The organism is Allohahella marinimesophila (assembly GCF_039538005.1).
GTDB lineage: Bacteria > Pseudomonadota > Gammaproteobacteria > Pseudomonadales > Oleiphilaceae > Allohahella > Allohahella marinimesophila.
Genome location: NZ_BAABBO010000010.1, coordinates 172,078 through 191,419, shown reverse-complemented (window position 1 = coordinate 191,419; position 19,342 = coordinate 172,078). Strand labels below are relative to the sequence as shown.

Here is a 19,342-nt window from a genome sequence, read left to right as displayed (position 1 = left end):
CCGATTGTGGTTATTTTCGGCTACTTTTTAGAATCAAATCGAATGAGCCATTCGGGTTTATTCTGTTCAGTTTTGTGAACCTGTCCATCAAAGAGAACAGGGTCCTAAAGTCGTACGCAGCGCTTTCGTTCCTGCTAATGAATCACTTATACTGTTCACTTGATGCGAGTTAGTGAGTCAATCGAGACTTTAGCTCGCGAGGAAGCAGCCATGCAGACTCACGACGACAGACTCTGTTTCTCGGTTCAATTGCGCTCTGCAATGTTGCTAGAGGGGCAGAGAGCGTCTTCAATACTCTTCGGTTTTTGTCTTACCCTTTTTACGCTCACCCCAGTCTCCGCCGACACTGCCCAGCCAGAAGCTGACGAACTTTTACCAGTGGATTGTCTCCTGCCTGGCAGCGTGCGCAAAATTGCCGGCAATATGACCTACATTACTCAGCGCCGGCCTGTGAAGACGAGTGCAGTTGACTGTGAAATTCGTGGTGGGGAGTACACCCAGTTTGACAGGGCGAACTACGAAACAGCGATGTCGATCTGGTTGCCCATGGCCGATATGGGCGACGCCGAAGCACAGAACTACGTCGGCGAAATTCATGAAAAAGGCCTTGGGGTCAAACCCGATTACGCCATGGCTGCACAGTGGTACCGCAAGGCTGCGGAACAGGGCCACAGGGCAGCACAGACCAACCTGGGGCAGCTCTATGAACTAGGTCTAGGCGTGGATCACGACATGGAGCAGGCACTGGCCTGGTATCGCAAGGCAGCCAACATCGACGGCAAGACGCTGAAGTTCGTCTCGTACGACTATTCCGATGAGCATATCGAAGACATGGAGACGCGGCTGCTCTTGTCGGAAACCCAGCTCACGCTGCAGACGAGCAGAATAAGCCATCTTGCCAAAGAGCTGGATGCTTCGGAAGCGAGATATCGCCGGGCCGAGCGGCAGCTGGCGGGAAAAAAAGCTGCGCTGGACAAGGAGCTTGCAACACTCGCTGATCGGCGTGAGAACATGGAGCGGCAACAGGCGGACGTTCAGGCGCTTCGTGACGAGCTGAAGGCTATGTTGTTGGCCAGGGCCGAGACAGAGCGACAGGTCTCGGAGCAGCAGGCGAATGCACAGCAGACCGCGCGTATCGATGAGGCCGAGCTGACCGATCTTCGGGCGCGCCTGGCGGGCGCTGAAGACAATCTGGCCGGCCTGCAGGCCGAGCTGTCTGAACGTGAGCAGGCACTCACCGAACGCGAGCTTGCGCTGAAGCAGAAGGACCTCAAGCTAAGCGAGTTATCGGCGACGAATCAGCAACTCCAGAGCGAGCTCGAGGGTACTCGTTCGACACTGTCGACCATACAGTCACAGCAAGAGGTCGAGCCGCTGGAAACAGCTCAGGTCGTGGCATCGAACGAGCCGCCGGAAATCCGGATGATCGAGCCTCCACTTGTCAGCACGCGCGATGCAGCGGACACGGTCGTGGTCACCCGGTCGGGCCTCGATCAGCGTACCGTGATCGGGCAGGTCATCAGCGCGAACCCCGTGCTGGAAGTGATGGTCAACGAAGAGTCGGTGGACTTCGATGATAAAGGTATGTTCCAGCATCGAGTGCCGCTTACACGGTCTGTTACGGACGTCAATGTTGTCGCGGTCGATGTGATGGGTTTGCGCTCCGATCTCGCCTTCATGTTGAAAATGGATTATGTCGCAGAGACCGATCTTTTCGAAAATAGCGGATTCAGTCCGGAGTCTCCCAAGGTGCTACCGGTGCCGGACATCGATTTTGGCAACTACCATGCCTTGGTTATCGGTAATAGCGACTACAAGAGTCTGCCGCGCCTCAATAGCACTGTCGTGGATGCTGAGGCCATTTCGCAGCTGCTTGGTGAACGCTACGGCTTCAACGTCACTACCTTGCTGAATGCTACCCGCTACGACATTCTCTCTGCACTCAACACATTGCGCGAGAAGCTCTCCGAAGATGATAATCTGCTGATATATTTTGCCGGCCATGGTGAGCTCGATGAGGTCAATAACCGGGGGCATTGGCTGCCAGTGGATGCGGAAGAAAGTAGTACCGCGAACTGGATCTCGAACGTCGCCATCACCGATATTCTTAATGCCATGGCCGTGCGCAAGGTGCTGGTCATTGCCGACTCCTGTTATTCAGGCGCCATGACCCGCTCAACGCTCGCGCGGCTCGACGCCGGACGATCGATGCAGGCCTGGACCAGTTGGCTCAAGCTGATCACCGAAAAGCGTTCACGCTTGTCCTTCAGTTCCGGTGGCCTGGCCCCTGTGATGGATGGCGGCGGTGGCAGGCACTCCATTTTTGCAAAGGCCCTCATTGATGCGCTCGAAAACAACAAGGGCGTCATGGAAGGTCGTCAACTGTATTCGCAGGTCGCTCAGGCGGTCAGTTATGCGGCGGAAGCGGCCCAGTTCGAGCAGGCACCGCAGTACGCACCAATCCGTTTTGCTGGTCACGAGGCAGGCGACTTTCTCTTCGTCTCGCGATAAGTCATAGCAGTAGCAGTAGTAGAAGTAGCAGTAGATATACAATCAGGAAGATTACAAAACCAATTATAAACAAGGTGCTACGATGAAAACCCAAGCCGAATCCAGCCGCATGCGGCTGCACGGGGGTGCGGTATGCTGCACAATTCTGTTAACCCAGCTGTCCTCAGCTGTCATGGCCGACCTCCGGGCCGTGCCAGGCTTGAACGGAGTGCAGACTGCCACGGCCGATGCTGTTCAGACCATCTGTCCACAGATGGCAACGCTAAACGGCTCAGGGGAATTAAGCAGCACCCAGCAGGCGCTCTTCTTCCGTTGCAGGGAGCTGGTGCAAACGTCGAACGAACTCCAGCGCAGCGGCGCCAGTGAATTCAGTCTGGGGCTGTCGGAGGAGGGACTGGCAGAAGCCCTGCAGCGCGTTGCCCCTGAAGAGACCGAGATCATGGGCGCTGGCGTGACTGACACCTCTCACGATCAGCTGACCAATCTTGCGTCGAGGATGCAGGCGCTGCGAACCGGGCTTGCCATCAATTCGACTTCGGGTCTGGCATGGAACTTCGAATCAGGATCCGGCGGAGCCGCCGGCGATGAGCACTATTCCAGGCTGGGCGTCTTCATCAACGGTATATACGGCACCGGCGATAGGGATGGCAGCGCTGAAGAAAATGGTTTTGACTACGACGCCTATGGCCTTACCGCAGGCCTTGACTATGCGCTCAGCGATGCGTTGATTCTCGGTCTTGCCCTTGGATATAGTCAGTCCGAGGCCGATATCGAAAACAGAAGCGGCAGCTTTGATACCGATGGCAACAGTCTTTCGCTCTACGCCACCTATCAGCTAGAAAAGATTTATCTCGAAGCCTCGCTGACCTATGGCCTCTACGACTACGAGGGCGACAGGAACATCGTCTACGGCGGAACGCCTGATGCAGCAGCCGTCAGTCAGAGCGTTAGCGGCGATACCGAAGGCGACCAGTTCGCCTACAGCCTCGCGCTCGGGTTCAACGAAGCTATCGACCGGCTTGGTCTCCATGTGTTCGGCCGGGTTCAAGGCATTGATGCCGACATCGATGCCTATGACGAGAGTGGCTCGGAACTGGCCATGCGGGTTGCTGATCAGAGTGTCGAATCACTGCAGCTCATTGCAGGCGGGCAGCTGTCCTACACCATTGACCAGAGCTACGGTGCGCTGCTGCCTTACATCGGTGTGGCGTTTCATTTCGAGACCGAAGACGACGCACGTGATGTGACCGCGCAGTACCTCTTCGATCCCACCAATACCGCCTTTACCTTCAGTACCGAAGAGGGCGACTCGAGCTTTTCGATTCTCAGCCTGGGGGCCAGCGTTGTGTTGGCGCAGGGGAGACAACTATTCATCAATGTCGATACCGTGCTGGGTATGGAGGACGTGACCAGCAACACCGTTACTGCCGGTGCACGATTTGAGCTCTAGTACCAATTCGGTACATTAGCCGGAGACCCGCTCTACGGCTGCCTTGCTGAGGCGGCACACCTTTGTTTCAGCCTTGCCAGGGCGGTCGAGTTGATGCATCAGACTGTCTGCCGTTTCGTTATTGGCGACACGCAGCGCTGGTGCCAGTTCTTCCATCAGCTTAAGGCTGTCGTCGAAAAAGCCTGGCTCGGCGCCCAGGTAGCATTTGAAGTAGGTGATGGCTGCCACTTCACCCAGCGTAAGTAGCGATTCGCTTAGCGGTTCACTCAGGCTCGAAGTGTCCGTGTTGCTGGGATTAAGCTGGCGCAGACTGAAGTGTGAGCCCAACGCCGCAAGTCCAGCCTCGAGGCCGTCCTTCAGGCGCTGGTCTGCTGGAGAGAGTGGTGGACTCTCGGTGTCATCGGCGCCGCGCACCAGCTCTACGGTCTCGGGTAGGCTGTCCCAGTGGCTGCCATAGTCGTCGTAGAGCCCTGAGACTTTCGAATCCATACCCCCGGGCATCGACAGCACGAGCGCCATGGCGATGCCTGCCGTGCCGCCTGTCGCCATAAGCCCCCGCATATGGTCGCTGATAAATTCACGGAAGCGACTGAGCATAGAAGCCCGAGCGGGCGGTTCGACAGCTTGCTCAGGTTCAGTGCCGGGCGCAAAGTGGCCGATGTCAGCAATTTCAGCTGTTTCCACGAACGCTGCCCAACGCCGGAAGGTCTCAGGGTCATTGGCGATGGCATCCATGATCTGGGCTTTCCGGGTCGCATCGAGTGGCTCGGAGGCTTGTGGCTCGAGCAGCTGAGCGAGTTCTTCATCGCTCGGGACGCGGAACTCGGCCCGCTCCCGGGTGAGACCAAGGCCGAGTAGCGCCTGGACCGCCTCACGTCTTGTTTCGTCGGATTTCTTCATGGCGCGCTGCGCTCCTTCAACTAGGTTCTACCGTGTCAGAGGGACGGCACGGCAGATCTCGACACAAAAGTTGATGCCGGCTCCACAAGATCGTCCAGGCTTATATCGCATTTCGCCAGCGCAGCAGAAATGCGCTCGAGCGCCTCGTTCACAGTACGACCGGCCTGGTGGGCTGGCAGGCCGAGCGCCTTTGATGCAGCAGATTTTGAAAGCCCTTCGAGGTAGATCAATCGCAGCATGATCTTCTCCTGATCAGTGAGCTCAAGCGCTGACCGCAAGGTGTCCAGCTTTCGCTGCTGAGCCGCAGCCATGTTATCGAATCGGGAAGCGGCGGATTGTCGGAAATCCTCGTGGCTCACATCGCTGTCACAGACGGTGTTGATCATCATCAGCAGCTCGCCATAAAAAGGGTTCTCGAACTCAGGGTCTTTGCTGCGACACTGTCCGCTGGCTGCTTCGTGAGCATCGCTGAGGCGCTCGATGTCGTCGGCCAGTTCGGTGTCCCTGATGGATTGTCCGCAAGTGGGAATCCGTGCCTTGATTACCCGCGCAGCCTGTTCAACCGCAGCAGGCTCACGAAACCCCCGCGTTGAGTAACGATCTACCAGGGCAGGTAAGGGCTGACGCTCCAGACAGAGACTGCGCCACAGCTTCATCCACATGTCGCCCAGCTCCTGAAGCCATGCCGGAGGCCTTGGCCTGCCGAAGCGCTTGCGGCTGAACTCCTCTAGAGCACTGGTACTGAGGCTATACAGGAAGGTGGTTGGCTGAGCCTTACCTTCGAAGCTGCGACACTTTTCCCAGTCGTCGAGTGAAAGGTATTCGACGACATAGGTGCTAGCTTCTTCGGCAAGACTACCCTGGCCGAAGCGTCTGATCGCCAGCTTACTGATGGTGGCCATGAACTCACTAGTGAAAACAAGCTCGGACCATGTCGGGCTGTCACTGTTTTTCATCAACAGATCCTGACTGATACGGACACCGGTACAGCTTCGACATCGGGTGGCAAGTCTCAAATGTACTCCTCGTGACTGGGCAGTACCAGCTTCCAAACTTTCATTATCCGCAAAAAAACAATTCAGCTTTGGCCGGCTGTCCCTCTAGTACACATGCAAGCCGAAGTCTCGGGCATTCGCACTCATACAGGGGAAGCACATGAACAGGATCATTCTGGCAACGGCAGCCATCGCTGCATTGGCGATCAGCATGCAGCAGGCGCGTTCAGCCGAGGTCAAGGGCGACGTCAACACCAAGGTCAGTACGGGCGTCATTATTCAGAAGAACACCGGTATCGCCAACAGGAACGAGGCCAGTATCGGATCGGTTTCGGGCAAGGATACGACGATATCCGGCAGCGTGAGTACCACGGTCAGCACGGGTGCGGTGATACAGACCAATAGCGGTATCGCCAGCAAGAACAAGGTGAATATCGGCTCAGTAACTGAATGAGCAGAAGCAGACGGAGTACAGCCATGAAACAACTATACAGCGCACTGATGCTAACGATTATGGTAAGCGGCTCTTGCCTTGCTGACGATATCTGGGGAACTGACGGAGATTTTCTGGATGACAACGACAACGCCAAGGTGCAACGACATCTGGCGCAACAACGGGCACTCGAAGCAAAGATGACGCCGGAGGATCTGGCAGCCTCGCAACAGCGTCGCAACGAATGCGGCTCGCTGGATGTTGGCAATGTGGAAGGTGGTGGAAGAAAGGTCGAGAACGTCACGGTCATCAAGGGCGACGTCATCAACGTTGCCGGACAATGCCGCTCACGACGCTAACCAATTGAGGTGGAGACAGAGCCATGAAGAAAATAGCCCGGACGCTGCTGGTCAGTACGATGCTGACGGCCTGCGCCACGCAGGAGACGGTGCATAAAGAGGTCAAGGCACTACAGACCGGTCCTTCTGTCCAGCCTCACAAGTCAATCACGAACTTTGCGTCAGGCCTGCGCTGCATGGACAACATGATGATCGAATACGGCGTCAGGGACATTTCCATGCTGGTGGAGGACCTCGCTGATCAGACAGGCAAGATCAATGCTGGCACCAAGGACATGCTGATCACGGCCGTGTCGGACATGACGCGTCGAAGCCGGTCGGTGAAGCTGATTTCCTTTGGCAATGACTCAGGCAATCTCATCGCCTTTCTGGGCGCTGCCGGCTCACAGGCCCCTTATAGCGTCGTCCCACAGTACGATATCAGGGGCTCTATCTCTCAGCTTGATAGCAGTGTTGTGCGCGAACAGATCGGTGGATCGATCGCTGCCGATAACTGGGGACTTGGCGCATCTGCCAGCACTGCAGGCTCTATCCTTGGTGTGGATCTGAGCGTGCTCAGAACCAGCGACCTTTCCGTGATTCCCGGTGTGGTGTCAAGCAACGCCGTTGTCCTCTTTAAATCCGGACTGGGCGCAGACACCGATGCCACGATAAAGAAAACAGGCATCAGTTTCGACTTTCAGGTGGCCAAGAACGAAGCCACCGTGCAGGCGCTGCGAAATCTGATCGAGCTGGCGAGTATCGAACTCATCGGCCGCCTGGTGAAGGTACCCTACTGGCAATGTGTGGATATCCCGGATGACTCACCCGAAATCGTCCGCGAAATGGAAGACTGGTATTTCGCCATGCGAGCGCATGACGAACTCGATGCCTACGTTCGCTCCCTGCTCATCGCACGGGGCCACTATCCGGTGGACCAGGGGGATGAACGGCAGGCGCTGCAGATCGGCATCGAGCGGTTTCAATCCGTACACGGTCTCGAGACCAAAGGCTATATCGATTACGCCACCTTTGAGGCACTGCTGACAGGCAGTCAGGCGACCGATGATCAGCCGCCGGCTTCCATAGCCGCTCCAGTGACTGAAGGCGCAGGGGATGCAGAAGACCCAGTCCCTGCAGCTGACGCGAACAAGGCAGCAGAGCCGATCGGGCTCGAGCTGAGAACGCTCTCGGGACGTGATCGCTTCAGCCCTGGTGAGAAGATCTCAATCATCGCCAGCGTCAGCAGGCCAGCCTACATCTACTGCTACTACGCGGATGCCGAAGGTGAAATCCAGCGATTCTTCCCGAACCGCTTCACGCCTGACAACTTCCTCGCCGCTGACGTTCAGCTGGAACTACCCGGTGCCATGCCATTCGACATTATGGCGAACAGCGAAGGCCTGTCCGAGTCAATCACCTGCTTTGCCAGCGCCAGGACGCTGTATCACGACCTGCCGCCGGCCCTGCTATCGACCGATTTCGAAGCGCTGCCGGTGGAATCGATCGAGGAGGTCCGCAACGGCTTCTCACTCGCAAGCCAGGGTGAGGTGGCTGACGCCAGTCTCGCCGTCGATATCTGAAACAGGAGTCAGGCTCATGAAATCTAACCAATTCAGGTCGCATAGCTCGATTGCCCGCAATGCGCTGACTGCTCTGGTGTTCAGCTTCGCAGTGACTGGGCTGGTACTGGCCAAAGTCGAGCCTCGAGAAGATGTGTCCGCCGAAGCCGAAATCGTCGAAGCAGAATCGACGGTGGTAGTGCCTACAGTGGCCGAGGAGGACAGACAGAAGCGGTCCAACCTGCGCTGCTGGCAGGACGGCATCCTGCTCTTCGAGGAAACCAATCTGTATGAGGCAGGGCTGTCGAAGTCAGAGCAGAGCATAGTCTTTGAACGAATGGACGGTATGAAGCAGGGCGATGTGGTGCTGATCGAATCCGGCACGGCGCTCTGTCTTTTCAAACAACTGGAAAATTGATCATAACAACACGAGAGGACAGCGACATGAGCAATCATATGCGAACGATATCCCGACACTGGAGCGGCCTGGCTGGACTGGCTATGACCGCAGCGCTGGCAAGTGCGTCCTGGGCTGACACTGCTGATACAGTGCATCTGGGTACACAGCCAATCAGCAGCGAAGAAGTGATTCGACTGCTCGCGCCCGAGAAAATGCCAGTCCTTCTGACACGAGGTCTGCGGGTTCATGAACGCGATGCAGAGGAAAAGTATAGCGGCACCGAGCTACCTGAAGTGCCGGTGGCTAAATCGCTGTCGATGGAGGTTTACTTCGAGTTCAACTCGGTTGAACTGACGCCAGAGGCCATCAAGCAGCTGTTCCCGGTCGGTGGGGCGCTGGAGTCTGATCAGCTGGCGAACCTCGAATTCACCCTGGAAGGCCATACGGACGCGATCGGCGACGAAGCCTACAACCTGCAGCTGTCCGAGCAGCGAGCGGCCTCGGTTCGGAGGTTTTTCCTGGAACAGTTCGAGCTGTCGTTCACAAGAATTCGCGCAGAAGGTCGAGGCGAGTCGCAGCTGATAGAAGGGGCGCCACCTGCTAGTGGCGTGAACCGCCGCGTCACGATCATCGCACAATGAAGGTGTTAAAAAAGCCGCTGCCGCGTTCTGCCGCAGCAGCCTGTGCCACTCTGCTGGGCATGTTTTCAATGTTGGCGCAGAGCGAAAGCACCGTCACCGCGGATCGGAACGGCAATATCAATCAGCGTTCGATTGGCGTGTTCAAGTCAAACACGTGGAGCGATGAATTTGCGCAGGGTGGGCAGGTCGTCAGCGAGACGAAAGCGTTGCCCGTGTTTTCAAGGCTGAAACTCGGTGTGCCCGCTGAACTGTTCTATCGCGAGAATGGCAGAAGCAGCATCGACATCGAGGGGGCTGTCGGGACACTGGCGACGCTACGCATAGAAGTCAGAGCGGGCACACTGTTCATAGACAGTGACCGCGCTCGACCAGGCCCGCTTCAGCTCGTGGTCTCGGGCACAGGTCTCAGGGGGGCAAGCATCTCGAGTTCGGCCGATGCGGTTTTTGATGGACTGCAGGGTCTCAGTTTCGAATTGGCCGTGAGCGGGACCGCAGATATCTCGCTGAACGGCAAGGTTCGTGAATGCTCGCTAGCCGCTCAGGGCTCGGCGGATATTGACCAGGCTGAACTACTGTGCGGAACACTACAGCTCTCAGTGATCGGGGCAGGGGATATTGCAGTGTATGCAGCGAAAAGCCTTCAGGGTCGCGTTCAGGGTGCGGGAGATCTTAAGGTGCATGGCCAGCCCCAGCAGAGGGCAGTGCAGGCCTCAGGTGCGTTCGACATTGAGTATTTATAAAAAGTTGCAAAAAAGTGTGTTCAGTTTTTCAGCGCCGTCCATCTCACTGGTTATAGCGCACAGAAGGAACAAACTGATATTCCAGAGCGCTATATCCACTACTCAACCAAAATGAACTACGAGGAATACAAGATGAAAAAGATACTCACCAGCTCATTGATCGTGATGACTATTGCTGCAGCTTCGCAGGCGACTCTGGCGGCAGATGTCAAAGGCGACGTCAAGACTGATGTAAAGTCGGGCGTCATTCTTCAGACCAACACTGGTATTGCGAACAAGAACGAATTGGCCATGGGTTCAATCAAGGGAGAGAAGTCGAGCGTTGGCGGGAGCTTCAAGTCCAGCGTGAAAACCGGCGCCACGATTCAGAACAACACTGGTATCGCGAACAAGAACGAAGTGGCACTTGGCTCGGTAACCGACTGAGACAGGACCGACGCTTCCACCAGAAGCAGCAACACCTGAAGCCCCAGCCCGGACCCAGTCCGGGCTTTTTGTCTTTGTGAATCAGCTATCGCGACAGCGTGCCTGGTTGTCGTGCCTCTACCTCCCGAACTATATCCGGCCAATGCGCCTCCCAGCAGCAGCTATGGTCTATCTCATCGATGACATAAAAATAGGGCAGGGTTACGCCCTGTGTCAGTGAGGGTAGGGCCTCTTCCAATAGCAGCGGCGGCGTCACTTCGTCGAGTCGGCCAACAAAGTGCAACTGGCTCACTGAATCCGGCAGAGGAAAGTCGACTGGATTCAATGAGCCTTCGAGTGGTGAATAATCGTGGAGTTCCGCCCATCGCCGTATATCGAGATTGCCTGCCAGCGTGATCACCGCGCTCACGTCATGTCGACTAGCAGCCATCAACATGGCCAGCGTTCCACCACCGCTGTGGCCGATCAGAACCAGCTGGACCCGCTCGACGACGAGGTGATCGAGAGCTGAGTTCAGACTGGCGACGATCTCCGGCGCATATCGCCAGTGCGTCCACCAGCGCGGTGAGCAGGCCTCATCTTTCAAAGCATAATAACAGGGGCGGCCGAGATAGATCGCAGCCTGGTCATCCTGGTGCATCAACGCCATCATGCGCGCTCTTGGCGGGCCCGGGTCGAGCGAGATGCTATTTCGACGCCGCCAGGGGCGACCGTCGCCGTCTATGTAAACGTTAATACGGCTGATTGTCTTCGACGCTGTTGCTCTCAGAGCTGCATCGTTCAACACCACCATGTGGCTGAAGTCAGTGCCCTGAAGAACCTGAAAGTGCAGGTTCGGCATATTGCGGTAAGCGGCCATAGGTGAGCTTTGGCAAGCAGTCAGCATCAACAGCAAGGCACCAGGCACACAAATCCTGAAAAATAAACTGTTCAGATTGTCCATGCTGGCCCTCTATCAGGGTATAGGGCAGAGCGACACGCACTGCACTATCACAAGCAACTCATCCATTATTACGGGGTATACTCATGAAAAACATCCTCTCAACAGCATTGCTTTCACTTGCAGTCGCGAGTTTCGCCCAATCAGCGCTCGCGGCAGACGTCAAGGGCGACGTCAAGACTGACGTGAAATCCGGCGTTATTCTTCAAACGAACACCGGTATCGCCAACAAGAATGAGCTGGCTATCGGTTCAGTGACCGGCGAGAAGACCAGTGTCGGTGGTAGCTTCAAGTCCAGCGTCAAGACTGGAGCCGTCATTCAGAATAACACCGGCATCGCCAATAGCAACGATGTGGCACTCGGCTCCGTCACTGACTGAGTCCTGCACACACAAGAAGATTTTCAGGCTTTCGTACCGGCTCCAATGAGCCGGTTTTTTTATGCGTCACCTTTCATCGAGTTTCATATTTGTGACTGCCGTCACAGTTAGTTGCACTGTCCCCCATAAGGGGAGTAGCTGGCAGCGTCCGAACTGATCTAATTTTGATCAGGCGGATTGAGGTTCAAGTCGGTTGCGGCCTGTCAAAACCCTTCCGTGCACACTGGAACAGAGTTCAAACAATAAATATAAGAAAGGAAAACCCTATGAAGTACTCCGTAAGAAAGCTATCCATGCTGGCTTTGCTGGCATCCGTCCTGTTTGCCGGAGCTGCGCATGCAGCTTGCAACGCCAACCCTATTGTATTCGTTCACGGCTATTCGGGCTGGAAATCCCAGTTCGATGTGATGATTAACCGCTTCAAGAGTGATGGCACACCCGCCTGCGCGTTATACAAGTTCGGTTACAACAGCCTGGGTAAAAGCAACAAGACCAGCGCCAAGGAACTGAGATCCTTCATTAATAATATCCGGCCGAATCACGGCAATCGTAAGGCGCAGATCATCGCTCACTCCAACGGTGGTCTGGTCTCGCGCTGGTACCGGGTGTTCGAGGGCGGCTCTTCAGCGACCAGCAGGCTGGTGACGCTTGGCACGCCCCATAAAGGCACTTCGTGGGCTTATGCCTGTTTCAGCCCAGCCTGTTCCGAGATGCGTTATAACTCATCTTTCCTGCAGTCATTATCCGGGCGTGGTTGTGACGTGTCACTGTGGTCGGCCCTCGATGAGATCGTCATCCCGCAATCCAACGCAAAGTGTGGCAACAGCCGCCAGACTTCAAGCGTAGGGCACTTGACGCTGATGGTCTGGAAAGGTGTTTACAATGACGTGAGACGCTACCTGTAATTAAAGACGTTTTGCGCTCGTTTCAGTGTGTGACAGGATAGGGAATCCTGGATGAGCAGGTCGGTTTAACCGACCTGCTCATTTTCGTTTCTGGAGCAGCCCAACCTTTCCCGATTGAGACAATGAATGAACTATTCAATTTTTATCCTGTTTTTTTGCCTTTCGTTGCTGTGTGCTGGCCTCACTCACGCTAACGAACAAAGCAAATCCGAAATGCAGCAGAAAGCCAACAATCCCGAAGTATTTGCTACGGTTAATGGAAGCGTTCTCGGCATGAACCTGTATGAATTTCTTTTAGGATCCAGGCATCAGGACAGCCTCGAAAGGCAGGTCCAGGACGATGACTTCGACGCTGAGTTGAATCGACAGCAAACGGCAAAGGATCTGGTGATGACCGAGTTATTGGCTCAGCAGGCTAGACGGTTGGGCATGCATGAGGGCGAACTGGTAAAAGTGGAAATGGCTATGGCCGAAAAGACCCTGCTCGCCCAGCTTTACGTCAAGCAATTGATGGACTCGATCAAGGTCGACGAAGCACAGATTCGCGACCTCTACGATCAACAAAGCGAGCAGACCATGTATCGTTTCATGATCTGGCGTAGCCCAGACCAGGCTGACGCACAGGACATTCTGAAAGCGCTGAAGACTGGAAACAGGGCAGATACCACCGATATCATCGAGACGCCCTGGCTGCGGGATGTTGATATCGCACCGGAAGTAAATGATATCGTTCGGGCGCTCGAGGTGAGCGAGTTTGCGGAAAAGCCGGTTTTCCAGGATGGTGTCTGGAAGGTTGTGCAGATCATCGACAAACAGGTCTCGGCAAAGCAAAGCTATGAGGAAGAAAGAGAGATTATCAGAGCCGAGCTGGTTCGTCTGAAGCTGGACGAAAAACTTGAGAAACTCGCCGAGGGCGCGTCGATCGTCTTCAATGAGCAACATGTCATCCAGTCAGGACAGTAAGCGAACAATGTCGAAAATAACAGGATCAGGTGGGAAGTTGCTGGTCGTCGCTCTGCTAGTGCTGGGTCTTGGCCTTCTGTTTGTCGTGATCCTCTTTTTCAGTCGCAGTGAGAATACAGCGCCCGAGCACAATGCGCCGACACATCGACCTCAGCCTGTTGAACCTCCCACTCCAATGAGCCCTGAAAGTGCGGGGAACATTGCCCAGAGTCGCTTGCCGCCGTCCACTGATGAACGATTGGGCAGTAAAGACGGCTTGTCGGCTGCGCGCACCGCTGCTCAATCCGGTGCCCAACTCCAGGACGCAGACATCGAACACCTGAGCGACGTATTTCGCAACAGCGTATACCCGTCATTCCAGGATGGTTTTCAGCTGGACCGCGATGGACGTGCGGCGATTGATGTATTTGTCGCCAGCATGCCTGATGGTCTGAACAATACTGATCTGGGCGCGGTTGCCTCGATAATCAAAGCTCAGCTTCCGGCCGCCGAGGCTGAAGAACTGGCGTTTATCATCACGCAGCTGTATCGCCTTGAACAGGAAGAAACCCGAATCATGAATGAGGGTGAGCCCGTGACCACGATGGCGGGCCAATTGGCGGCACAAAAGCGGCTTACACAGTTACGCGATGAATGGTTTGGACCGGAGCTCTCGGCATTGCTGTTTTCGGAGACAGATATCGCGCAGTCCAGCTCAGGTGATAATACGGCAGACCACCATGCCGGTGGAGCGAACTCGGAGGATCTGTCAGAAGCTCTGGTACAGAAACAGGCAGAGCTGGCCGATATCGAATCCGATTGGGAGCAGAGATATCAGAAGTTCCGGACGGAGAAACAGCTTATCGTCAACGCGGGTCTTGACCAGGCTGAAAAAGACAGACAAATAGATCTCCTGTTTCGACAGCACTACTCGGATCAGGAACTGGAAGCCGCACAGGCGTTTGATCGATCCAGGGATTAGCTGGCTGATCAGTCGAGTTGCCGCGAGTCTGGGACTCAACCGACACCAGGAATCAACGTCACCGCCACCGCCAGCAGAACCCCGGCCATGCCACCGTCGAATAGTCGCCAGTGCAAGGGGGAGCGCAACCAGATGCGTAGCTTCGGCGCCAGTTGGGTCAGCGCAGTGAACCAGCAAATTGAAGCCAGGCAAGCACCTGCAGTGAACCACACCGGGGCCGGTTGTTGTATACCAACGCTACCGATGAGCACCACTGTATCCAGGTAGACGTGCGGATTGAGCAGGGTGATCGCCAGAGCGGTAGCGGCAATTTTCCAGGCGCTCTCTCTGAAGTTGGCATTCAGAGTATCGCTGTCTTCCAGTCTTGAATTGCCCTTGTAGGCCCGCTGGGCAGCATTCAGCGCGAGCCATAGAAGCAGAGCTATACCCAGCCAGGTGAGAATGGGCACCAGGGGCGGGAGCAAGGCCTGAATCTTTGACAGACCAAATACCCCGAGAATGATCAGTCCAGCGTCGCAGAGAATGCACACCGTAGCAATGACACCCGGGTGATTACCGCGCATGCTCTGGCTCAGCACCCAGGCATTTTGTGCGCCAATGGCTACGATAAGGCCAAGCCCCACAACGAACCCGGTCAGCATCGATCCCATATTTTCTCTCCCATTCTGTGATTGTCCTGGGCATAGTATTCGTCAGACGCTAGTATTAGGCTAACAACTATTTCTTTTGATGTATTAGCAATTCTTATGATCGATTATCGGCTATTACAGGCGCTCAGTGCAGTGCTCGAGGAGGGTGGTTTCGAGCGTGCGGCACATCATCTCTTCCTCACCCAGTCGGCAGTTAGCCAGCGCATCAAGCAGTTGGAAGCGCAACTCGGTCAGCCGGTACTTGTGCGATCCACGCCGCCGCGAGCCACTTCAGTGGGGCAGCGGCTTTACAACCACATGCAACAGGTGCAACAGCTCGAGGCCGAACTCGGCCTGAGTGGCGCCCCTGATAACATGACCATCCGCATGACTGTGAACGCCGATTCGTTAGCGACATGGTTGCCAGCCGCGTTGGTACTGCCAGAGCACGACACACTCAGATTCAATATCTCCGTCGACGACCAGGCGGTAGGTCTGAGGCAAATGAAGCAGGGTGAGGTGATGGCCTGCCTTTGCGCCAGCGCTGAACGGCTCAATGGAGGATCGGTGGTCCCCTTGGGCAAGATGCGATACCGTGCGCTTGCCAGCCCTGAATTCATCTTGCGCCACAGACTCCATCTTCAGGATGGCGAAGTTGCGGCGGAGAATGGAAGCCCAGTGCACAGAGAAAGATTGGCCCAGGCGCCTTGCCTGGTTTTTAATCGGGATGATCCCTTGCAGCACTGGTTTCTGGCGGAGGTTGCGAATACTGAGCCGCGCCGCATCCATCTGTGCCCCTCTTCAGAGGGATTCGTGCAGTCGGCACTCGCTGGCCTTGGTTACGGTCTGATGCCGGAGTTGCAGATTTACCAGCATCTGAGCACCGGACGGCTACGGGATATCGTGCCCGGATATGTGCTGGATACGCCCCTGTACTGGCATCACTGGCAAACCGAGAGCCAGGTGATGGTCGCGCTGCGCCAATCGATAGTCAGTGAGGCGGCTCGGCACCTGTATCCTCTTGTGGACCCTGGATAAGTCGAGCTATTAGACTCGAACACCATGACATCGACGTCAGTATATGGCGGCACTCTTTTCTCTTCCGCTATGGTTGAGGCTTCGGCATCACCCGCAGCACACGTCCATCAGGTGCATCCGTCAGTAAATAAAGGGCGCCATCGGGCCCCGTTTTCACATCACGAATTCGCTCGTCCAGTTCTTCAAACAGCCGCTCCTGATCAACAGCTTGATTGTCTTCGAACGTGACCCGATGGACGCTTTTGTCCACGAGCGCGCCTACCATAAGGCTGCCTTGCCATTCAGGAAAGAGAGTGCCGTCATACAGTGTCATGCCTGATGGCGCTATCGAAGGCGTCCAGTGCAGGATCGGCTGAACGGTGCCGGGATAGTCCTTGAAAGGCGTCACATGCGCCCAGGTGTAGTCAAGCCCATGGGTGGCGATTGGCCAACCATAATTGGCGCCCGACGCGATGATGTTGATTTCATCGCCGCCGCGGGGACCATGCTCATGACCTATGAGGCGTTGCCGAGTGGGATCGAACACCAGGCCCTGGACGTTGCGGTGACCATAGCTATAGATTTCAGACTTGATCTCAGCCTGACCATGGAATGGGTTGTCCTTCGGAGTGCTACCATCGCGGTTGAGCCGAAAGATGCTGCCCAGGTGGTTGTCCAGTTTCTGGGCCTGCTCCCGATAGTCGAATCCATCTCCAAACGTCAGAATCAGGGTCTCGTCCGGCAGCCAGGTCATGCGTCCACCGAAGTGTGCCGCGCCAGCTTTTGCCGGTTGCGTGCGAAAGATTTCTTCAACCTCAACCAGTCGATCTTCGTTCCCCGGCAGTCGCGCCCGCGCCAGACACAAATGATTGGCCTCGGCATCACCGCAAGAGTAACTGAGGAATAACTGCTGACTTTGGTCGAAATCTCTTGCGGGCAGTACTTCCAGGAGCCCCGTCTGACCCTCGGCGAAGATATCATCTGGCAAACCTGCAACAGGTGTCGACACCAAACTACCGTCCGCACTGATCAGTCGCAACCGGCCTGGACGTTCCGTCACCAGCATCCGACCGTCGGGGAGAAAGGCCAGGGACCAGGGATGCTCAAGGCCATCAGCGACTGTCTCCACCTGATAGTTATCATCAGCCTGGACTTCAGCGGGTACTAACAATCCACCGATCGAAAACAGACCTATGAGGGGCACGATTGAGCGAGCCTTGGCCTCTGAATCAGAGTTAACAAACAGACGGCCAAAAACCCATCCTGCTACAGCCGCGCTAGCGGCCATGGCCAGCATACCCATGCCACCTCGAGTGGCGGCGATCAATGTCGGCATAGGAGCCAGGGCGTCCACCAACCGCACCGCTGCCCAAAGGCCGAAAGCCGCGCCTAGCACACACAGGGTGATCAGCCAGCGGGGACCGGCCCACTTCGCCAACGCTACGGCCAGTGACTGGGAAGCCGCCAGGCTGACCCCTAGAATGGCAGCATACACGGGGCCAAAGCTCACAAGATCCTGCACGGTCGTCGCCAGACGTGTAGACGCATCAATATCCACCCCCAGGTTGCGGAGCGCCAGCAGATTTATTTGAGTCTGTACAACACTGCCTAGAACGGTGCCCAGAATGAGCGCGGCTACAAAGGCATAAAGAATTCCTGGCGAGCGGTTTGTGGGAAGCATGCTATCTCCTGTCGTGCACTCAGCCTGCTATCTTACTGAAGCCAGGTCGATGAGGACATACGGATCGAATTTGTGCGGCCATTTTCCTCGCAGACCATCTAGTCGTAAGGTGCTCTAGTGAGCACTTATCGCTGTACGACCCGTTGGCTGCCTGTTCAGCACCGAGGTCCGTCCTGATATCCATGGAACTGCTTCAGTTGCTGAACATATCCATGCTCAACAGCAGCTGGACAAGGCTCGCGTTGGCAATATCGATAAAGAAGGCGCCAAGCAACGGAATGACCAGATAGGCCTTCGGACTGGGACCGAAGCGGCTGGTCAGGGCATTCATGTTCGCGATGCCGATCGGTGTAGCACCCAGCCCCATACCGATAAAGCCAGATGAGATGCAAGCTGCATCATAGTCGCGTCCCAGTATAGGAAAGACGACGTAGATGGTGATCAGGCTGATGAGAATGATCTGCATGACCATCACCAGGCTGATCAGTCCCAAGGCGCCCTGCAGGGAGAGCAGAGGGAGGCTGATCAGGCTCATACCAAGAAAAAGCTGCAGGCTCAGGTCGCCGACCATCTGTATAGGCCGATGGTCGATGTCGACCTTGAATAGTTCAAGGCTGTTGGTCAGCAGTATACCGAGGAACATCGCGGTCAGAAACGCAGGCAGTCGCATGCCAAAGTCTGAAAGCCAGCCATAAACAGTCGCACCGAGCGCGAAGCACAGAGCAATCAGCAGCACAGCGGTCAGCACGCTATTCAGTTCGATGATATAGGTGATTTTATGCTTGGTCTCGATATGCTGGAGCTCGAGCTTGTCGGCGCCCGAATACAGGTTGTTCCGTCGGATCAGCCAGGCGCCCACCGGTCCACCGATCAAACCGCCTGCGATCAGACCTGCGGTCGCGAAGGTCATGCCGATCGAGCTGGCGTTAGCCAGGCCGAAATGCTCCTCGAATAGCTGGCCCCAGGTGATGGCTGTGCCATGTCCGCCTGCCAGCGATACACTCCCACCAACCAGGCCGTAAAGCGGACTTTCACCTGCCAGCAGGGCGATGGCGGTACCCGTCAGATTCTGGAAGAGCAAGAGCACGATGGCCAATCCCAGCATGATCGCCAACGCCTTGCCACCTTCCAGCATCTGGCGTAACCGAGCCGAGAGCCCTATGGTGCTGAAAAACGTGATGAGCAGAAGGTCTCTCAATTGCAGGTCAAAACGAATCTCAATACCGCTCGTAGCCTCGATCACCGCCACCAATGTACTGATGAGCAGCCCACCGGAAATGGCCGGTGGAATGTGATAGGTATGCAGGAAGGCCACCCTGCGATTGATATGGAACCCAATCCAGAGGGCAATGATCGCAACGGCGACTGTGACGGGCGTATTAATCACCAATGATTCGGACTCTTCTTGGAATAGGTGGACCGAGATTAGCAAGCTCTTGCCTGGCGGACCAATTTTACCGCCTCCAGTTG

The 19,342-nt window shown here is 55.9% G+C and carries 20 protein-coding genes; 14 read left to right on the top strand and 6 right to left on the bottom strand.

Annotated elements, in window-relative coordinates; genetic code table 11:
* Positions 1 to 210 precede the first annotated feature (210 nt).
* On the top strand, positions 211 to 2,511 hold the full coding sequence (locus ABD735_RS12020; RefSeq protein ID WP_344806699.1) for a caspase family protein: 2,301 nt from the start codon (positions 211 to 213) through the stop codon (positions 2,509 to 2,511).
* An 82-nt stretch (positions 2,512 to 2,593) separates the two neighbouring features.
* Positions 2,594 to 3,961: an autotransporter outer membrane beta-barrel domain-containing protein gene (locus ABD735_RS12015; RefSeq protein ID WP_344806697.1), complete on the top strand. Its 1,368-nt coding sequence runs from the start codon at positions 2,594 to 2,596 to the stop codon at positions 3,959 to 3,961.
* Between the two features lie 15 nt (positions 3,962 to 3,976).
* Here ABD735_RS12015 and ABD735_RS12010 read toward each other — a convergent pair whose 3' ends face one another.
* Complete coding sequence (locus ABD735_RS12010) at positions 3,977 to 4,861, bottom strand: hypothetical protein (protein WP_344806695.1); 885 nt, start codon at positions 4,859 to 4,861, stop codon at positions 3,977 to 3,979.
* A gap of 35 nt (positions 4,862 to 4,896) precedes the next feature.
* Positions 4,897 to 5,817 (bottom strand): sigma-70 RNA polymerase sigma factor region 4 domain-containing protein, encoded by a 921-nt coding sequence (locus ABD735_RS12005; RefSeq protein ID WP_344806693.1) that lies wholly within the window; start codon positions 5,815 to 5,817, stop codon positions 4,897 to 4,899.
* A 199-nt stretch (positions 5,818 to 6,016) separates the two neighbouring features.
* On the opposite strand from ABD735_RS12005, the gene ABD735_RS12000 reads away from it, so the two are divergent.
* The 7 genes from ABD735_RS12000 to ABD735_RS11970 all read left to right on the top strand — a co-directional run bounded on the left by ABD735_RS12000 (position 6,017) and on the right by ABD735_RS11970 (position 10,396).
* Complete coding sequence (locus ABD735_RS12000) at positions 6,017 to 6,310, top strand: hypothetical protein (protein ID WP_344806691.1); 294 nt, start codon at positions 6,017 to 6,019, stop codon at positions 6,308 to 6,310.
* Positions 6,311 to 6,333: 23 nt separating this feature from the next.
* Positions 6,334 to 6,648 carry a hypothetical protein gene (locus ABD735_RS11995; RefSeq protein ID WP_344806689.1) on the top strand — a complete coding sequence of 105 codons (315 nt, stop codon included), beginning with the start codon at positions 6,334 to 6,336 and terminating at the stop codon, positions 6,646 to 6,648.
* 23 nt (positions 6,649 to 6,671) lie between these two features.
* Positions 6,672 to 8,210 (top strand): DUF4384 domain-containing protein, encoded by a 1,539-nt coding sequence (locus ABD735_RS11990; RefSeq protein ID WP_344806687.1) that lies wholly within the window; start codon positions 6,672 to 6,674, stop codon positions 8,208 to 8,210.
* A 16-nt stretch (positions 8,211 to 8,226) separates the two neighbouring features.
* The gene (locus ABD735_RS11985; protein WP_344806685.1) at positions 8,227 to 8,607 is read left to right on the top strand and encodes a hypothetical protein; all 381 of its coding nucleotides are present in this window, start codon (positions 8,227 to 8,229) and stop codon (positions 8,605 to 8,607) included.
* Between the two features lie 26 nt (positions 8,608 to 8,633).
* On the top strand, positions 8,634 to 9,230 hold the full coding sequence (locus ABD735_RS11980) for an OmpA family protein (RefSeq protein ID WP_344806683.1): 597 nt from the start codon (positions 8,634 to 8,636) through the stop codon (positions 9,228 to 9,230).
* Positions 9,227 to 9,970, top strand: a complete 744-nt coding sequence (locus ABD735_RS11975; RefSeq protein ID WP_344806681.1) for a GIN domain-containing protein — start codon at positions 9,227 to 9,229, stop codon at positions 9,968 to 9,970. The genes ABD735_RS11980 and ABD735_RS11975 overlap by 4 nt, the downstream gene beginning before the upstream one ends.
* Positions 9,971 to 10,102: 132 nt before the next feature.
* Positions 10,103 to 10,396 carry a hypothetical protein gene (locus tag ABD735_RS11970; protein WP_344806679.1) on the top strand — a complete coding sequence of 98 codons (294 nt, stop codon included), beginning with the start codon at positions 10,103 to 10,105 and terminating at the stop codon, positions 10,394 to 10,396.
* Positions 10,397 to 10,481: 85 nt separating this feature from the next.
* Here the strand turns inward: ABD735_RS11970 and ABD735_RS11965 are convergent, their stop codons facing one another.
* The gene (locus tag ABD735_RS11965) at positions 10,482 to 11,339 is read right to left on the bottom strand and encodes an alpha/beta hydrolase (protein ID WP_344806677.1); all 858 of its coding nucleotides are present in this window, start codon (positions 11,337 to 11,339) and stop codon (positions 10,482 to 10,484) included.
* Between the two features lie 83 nt (positions 11,340 to 11,422).
* On the opposite strand from ABD735_RS11965, the gene ABD735_RS11960 reads away from it, so the two are divergent.
* The 4 genes from ABD735_RS11960 to ABD735_RS11945 all read left to right on the top strand — a co-directional run bounded on the left by ABD735_RS11960 (position 11,423) and on the right by ABD735_RS11945 (position 14,545).
* Positions 11,423 to 11,716: a hypothetical protein gene (locus ABD735_RS11960; protein ID WP_344806675.1), complete on the top strand. Its 294-nt coding sequence runs from the start codon at positions 11,423 to 11,425 to the stop codon at positions 11,714 to 11,716.
* A 266-nt stretch (positions 11,717 to 11,982) separates the two neighbouring features.
* The gene (locus ABD735_RS11955; RefSeq protein ID WP_344806673.1) at positions 11,983 to 12,621 is read left to right on the top strand and encodes an esterase/lipase family protein; all 639 of its coding nucleotides are present in this window, start codon (positions 11,983 to 11,985) and stop codon (positions 12,619 to 12,621) included.
* A gap of 213 nt (positions 12,622 to 12,834) precedes the next feature.
* Entirely contained in the window at positions 12,835 to 13,584 is a 750-nt protein-coding gene (locus tag ABD735_RS11950) for a peptidylprolyl isomerase (RefSeq protein WP_344806671.1), read from the top strand.
* 7 nt (positions 13,585 to 13,591) lie between these two features.
* Positions 13,592 to 14,545 (top strand): lipase secretion chaperone, encoded by a 954-nt coding sequence (locus ABD735_RS11945; protein WP_344806669.1) that lies wholly within the window; start codon positions 13,592 to 13,594, stop codon positions 14,543 to 14,545.
* Between the two features lie 35 nt (positions 14,546 to 14,580).
* On the opposite strand, the gene ABD735_RS11940 is transcribed toward ABD735_RS11945, so the two are convergent.
* Positions 14,581 to 15,195: a LysE/ArgO family amino acid transporter gene (locus tag ABD735_RS11940; RefSeq protein WP_344806667.1), complete on the bottom strand. Its 615-nt coding sequence runs from the start codon at positions 15,193 to 15,195 to the stop codon at positions 14,581 to 14,583.
* Between the two features lie 96 nt (positions 15,196 to 15,291).
* Here ABD735_RS11940 and ABD735_RS11935 point away from each other — a divergent pair, with 96 nt between their 5' ends.
* Positions 15,292 to 16,212 carry a LysR family transcriptional regulator ArgP gene (locus ABD735_RS11935; protein ID WP_344806666.1) on the top strand — a complete coding sequence of 307 codons (921 nt, stop codon included), beginning with the start codon at positions 15,292 to 15,294 and terminating at the stop codon, positions 16,210 to 16,212.
* A gap of 67 nt (positions 16,213 to 16,279) precedes the next feature.
* Here the strand turns inward: ABD735_RS11935 and ABD735_RS11930 are convergent, their stop codons facing one another.
* Positions 16,280 to 17,872 (bottom strand): PQQ-dependent sugar dehydrogenase, encoded by a 1,593-nt coding sequence (locus tag ABD735_RS11930; protein WP_344806664.1) that lies wholly within the window; start codon positions 17,870 to 17,872, stop codon positions 16,280 to 16,282.
* 193 nt (positions 17,873 to 18,065) lie between these two features.
* On the bottom strand, positions 18,066 to 19,259 hold the full coding sequence (gltS, locus tag ABD735_RS11925; RefSeq protein WP_344806769.1) for a sodium/glutamate symporter: 1,194 nt from the start codon (positions 19,257 to 19,259) through the stop codon (positions 18,066 to 18,068).
* Between the last annotated feature and the right edge of the window lie 83 nt (positions 19,260 to 19,342).

Excerpts from the sequence above, each read along its gene's own strand:
- ABD735_RS12000 (WP_344806691.1), top strand. The coding sequence starts at position 6,017 with ATGAACAGGATCATTCTGGCAACGGCAGCCATCGCTGCATTGGCGATC.
- ABD735_RS12005 (WP_344806693.1), bottom strand. The coding sequence starts at position 5,817 with ATGAAAAACAGTGACAGCCCGACATGGTCCGAGCTTGTTTTCACTAGT.
- ABD735_RS11955 (WP_344806673.1), top strand. The coding sequence starts at position 11,983 with ATGAAGTACTCCGTAAGAAAGCTATCCATGCTGGCTTTGCTGGCATCC.
- ABD735_RS12020 (WP_344806699.1), top strand. The coding sequence starts at position 211 with ATGCAGACTCACGACGACAGACTCTGTTTCTCGGTTCAATTGCGCTCT.
- ABD735_RS11970 (WP_344806679.1), top strand. The coding sequence starts at position 10,103 with ATGAAAAAGATACTCACCAGCTCATTGATCGTGATGACTATTGCTGCA.
- ABD735_RS11995 (WP_344806689.1), top strand. The coding sequence starts at position 6,334 with ATGAAACAACTATACAGCGCACTGATGCTAACGATTATGGTAAGCGGC.
- ABD735_RS12015 (WP_344806697.1), top strand. The coding sequence starts at position 2,594 with ATGAAAACCCAAGCCGAATCCAGCCGCATGCGGCTGCACGGGGGTGCG.
- ABD735_RS11930 (WP_344806664.1), bottom strand. The coding sequence starts at position 17,872 with ATGCTTCCCACAAACCGCTCGCCAGGAATTCTTTATGCCTTTGTAGCC.
- ABD735_RS11975 (WP_344806681.1), top strand. The coding sequence starts at position 9,227 with ATGAAGGTGTTAAAAAAGCCGCTGCCGCGTTCTGCCGCAGCAGCCTGT.
- ABD735_RS11940 (WP_344806667.1), bottom strand. The coding sequence starts at position 15,195 with ATGGGATCGATGCTGACCGGGTTCGTTGTGGGGCTTGGCCTTATCGTA.
- ABD735_RS12010 (WP_344806695.1), bottom strand. The coding sequence starts at position 4,861 with ATGAAGAAATCCGACGAAACAAGACGTGAGGCGGTCCAGGCGCTACTC.
- ABD735_RS11945 (WP_344806669.1), top strand. The coding sequence starts at position 13,592 with ATGTCGAAAATAACAGGATCAGGTGGGAAGTTGCTGGTCGTCGCTCTG.
- ABD735_RS11935 (WP_344806666.1), top strand. The coding sequence starts at position 15,292 with ATGATCGATTATCGGCTATTACAGGCGCTCAGTGCAGTGCTCGAGGAG.
- ABD735_RS11990 (WP_344806687.1), top strand. The coding sequence starts at position 6,672 with ATGAAGAAAATAGCCCGGACGCTGCTGGTCAGTACGATGCTGACGGCC.
- ABD735_RS11950 (WP_344806671.1), top strand. The coding sequence starts at position 12,835 with ATGCAGCAGAAAGCCAACAATCCCGAAGTATTTGCTACGGTTAATGGA.
- ABD735_RS11980 (WP_344806683.1), top strand. The coding sequence starts at position 8,634 with ATGAGCAATCATATGCGAACGATATCCCGACACTGGAGCGGCCTGGCT.
- ABD735_RS11985 (WP_344806685.1), top strand. The coding sequence starts at position 8,227 with ATGAAATCTAACCAATTCAGGTCGCATAGCTCGATTGCCCGCAATGCG.
- ABD735_RS11960 (WP_344806675.1), top strand. The coding sequence starts at position 11,423 with ATGAAAAACATCCTCTCAACAGCATTGCTTTCACTTGCAGTCGCGAGT.
- ABD735_RS11965 (WP_344806677.1), bottom strand. The coding sequence starts at position 11,339 with ATGGACAATCTGAACAGTTTATTTTTCAGGATTTGTGTGCCTGGTGCC.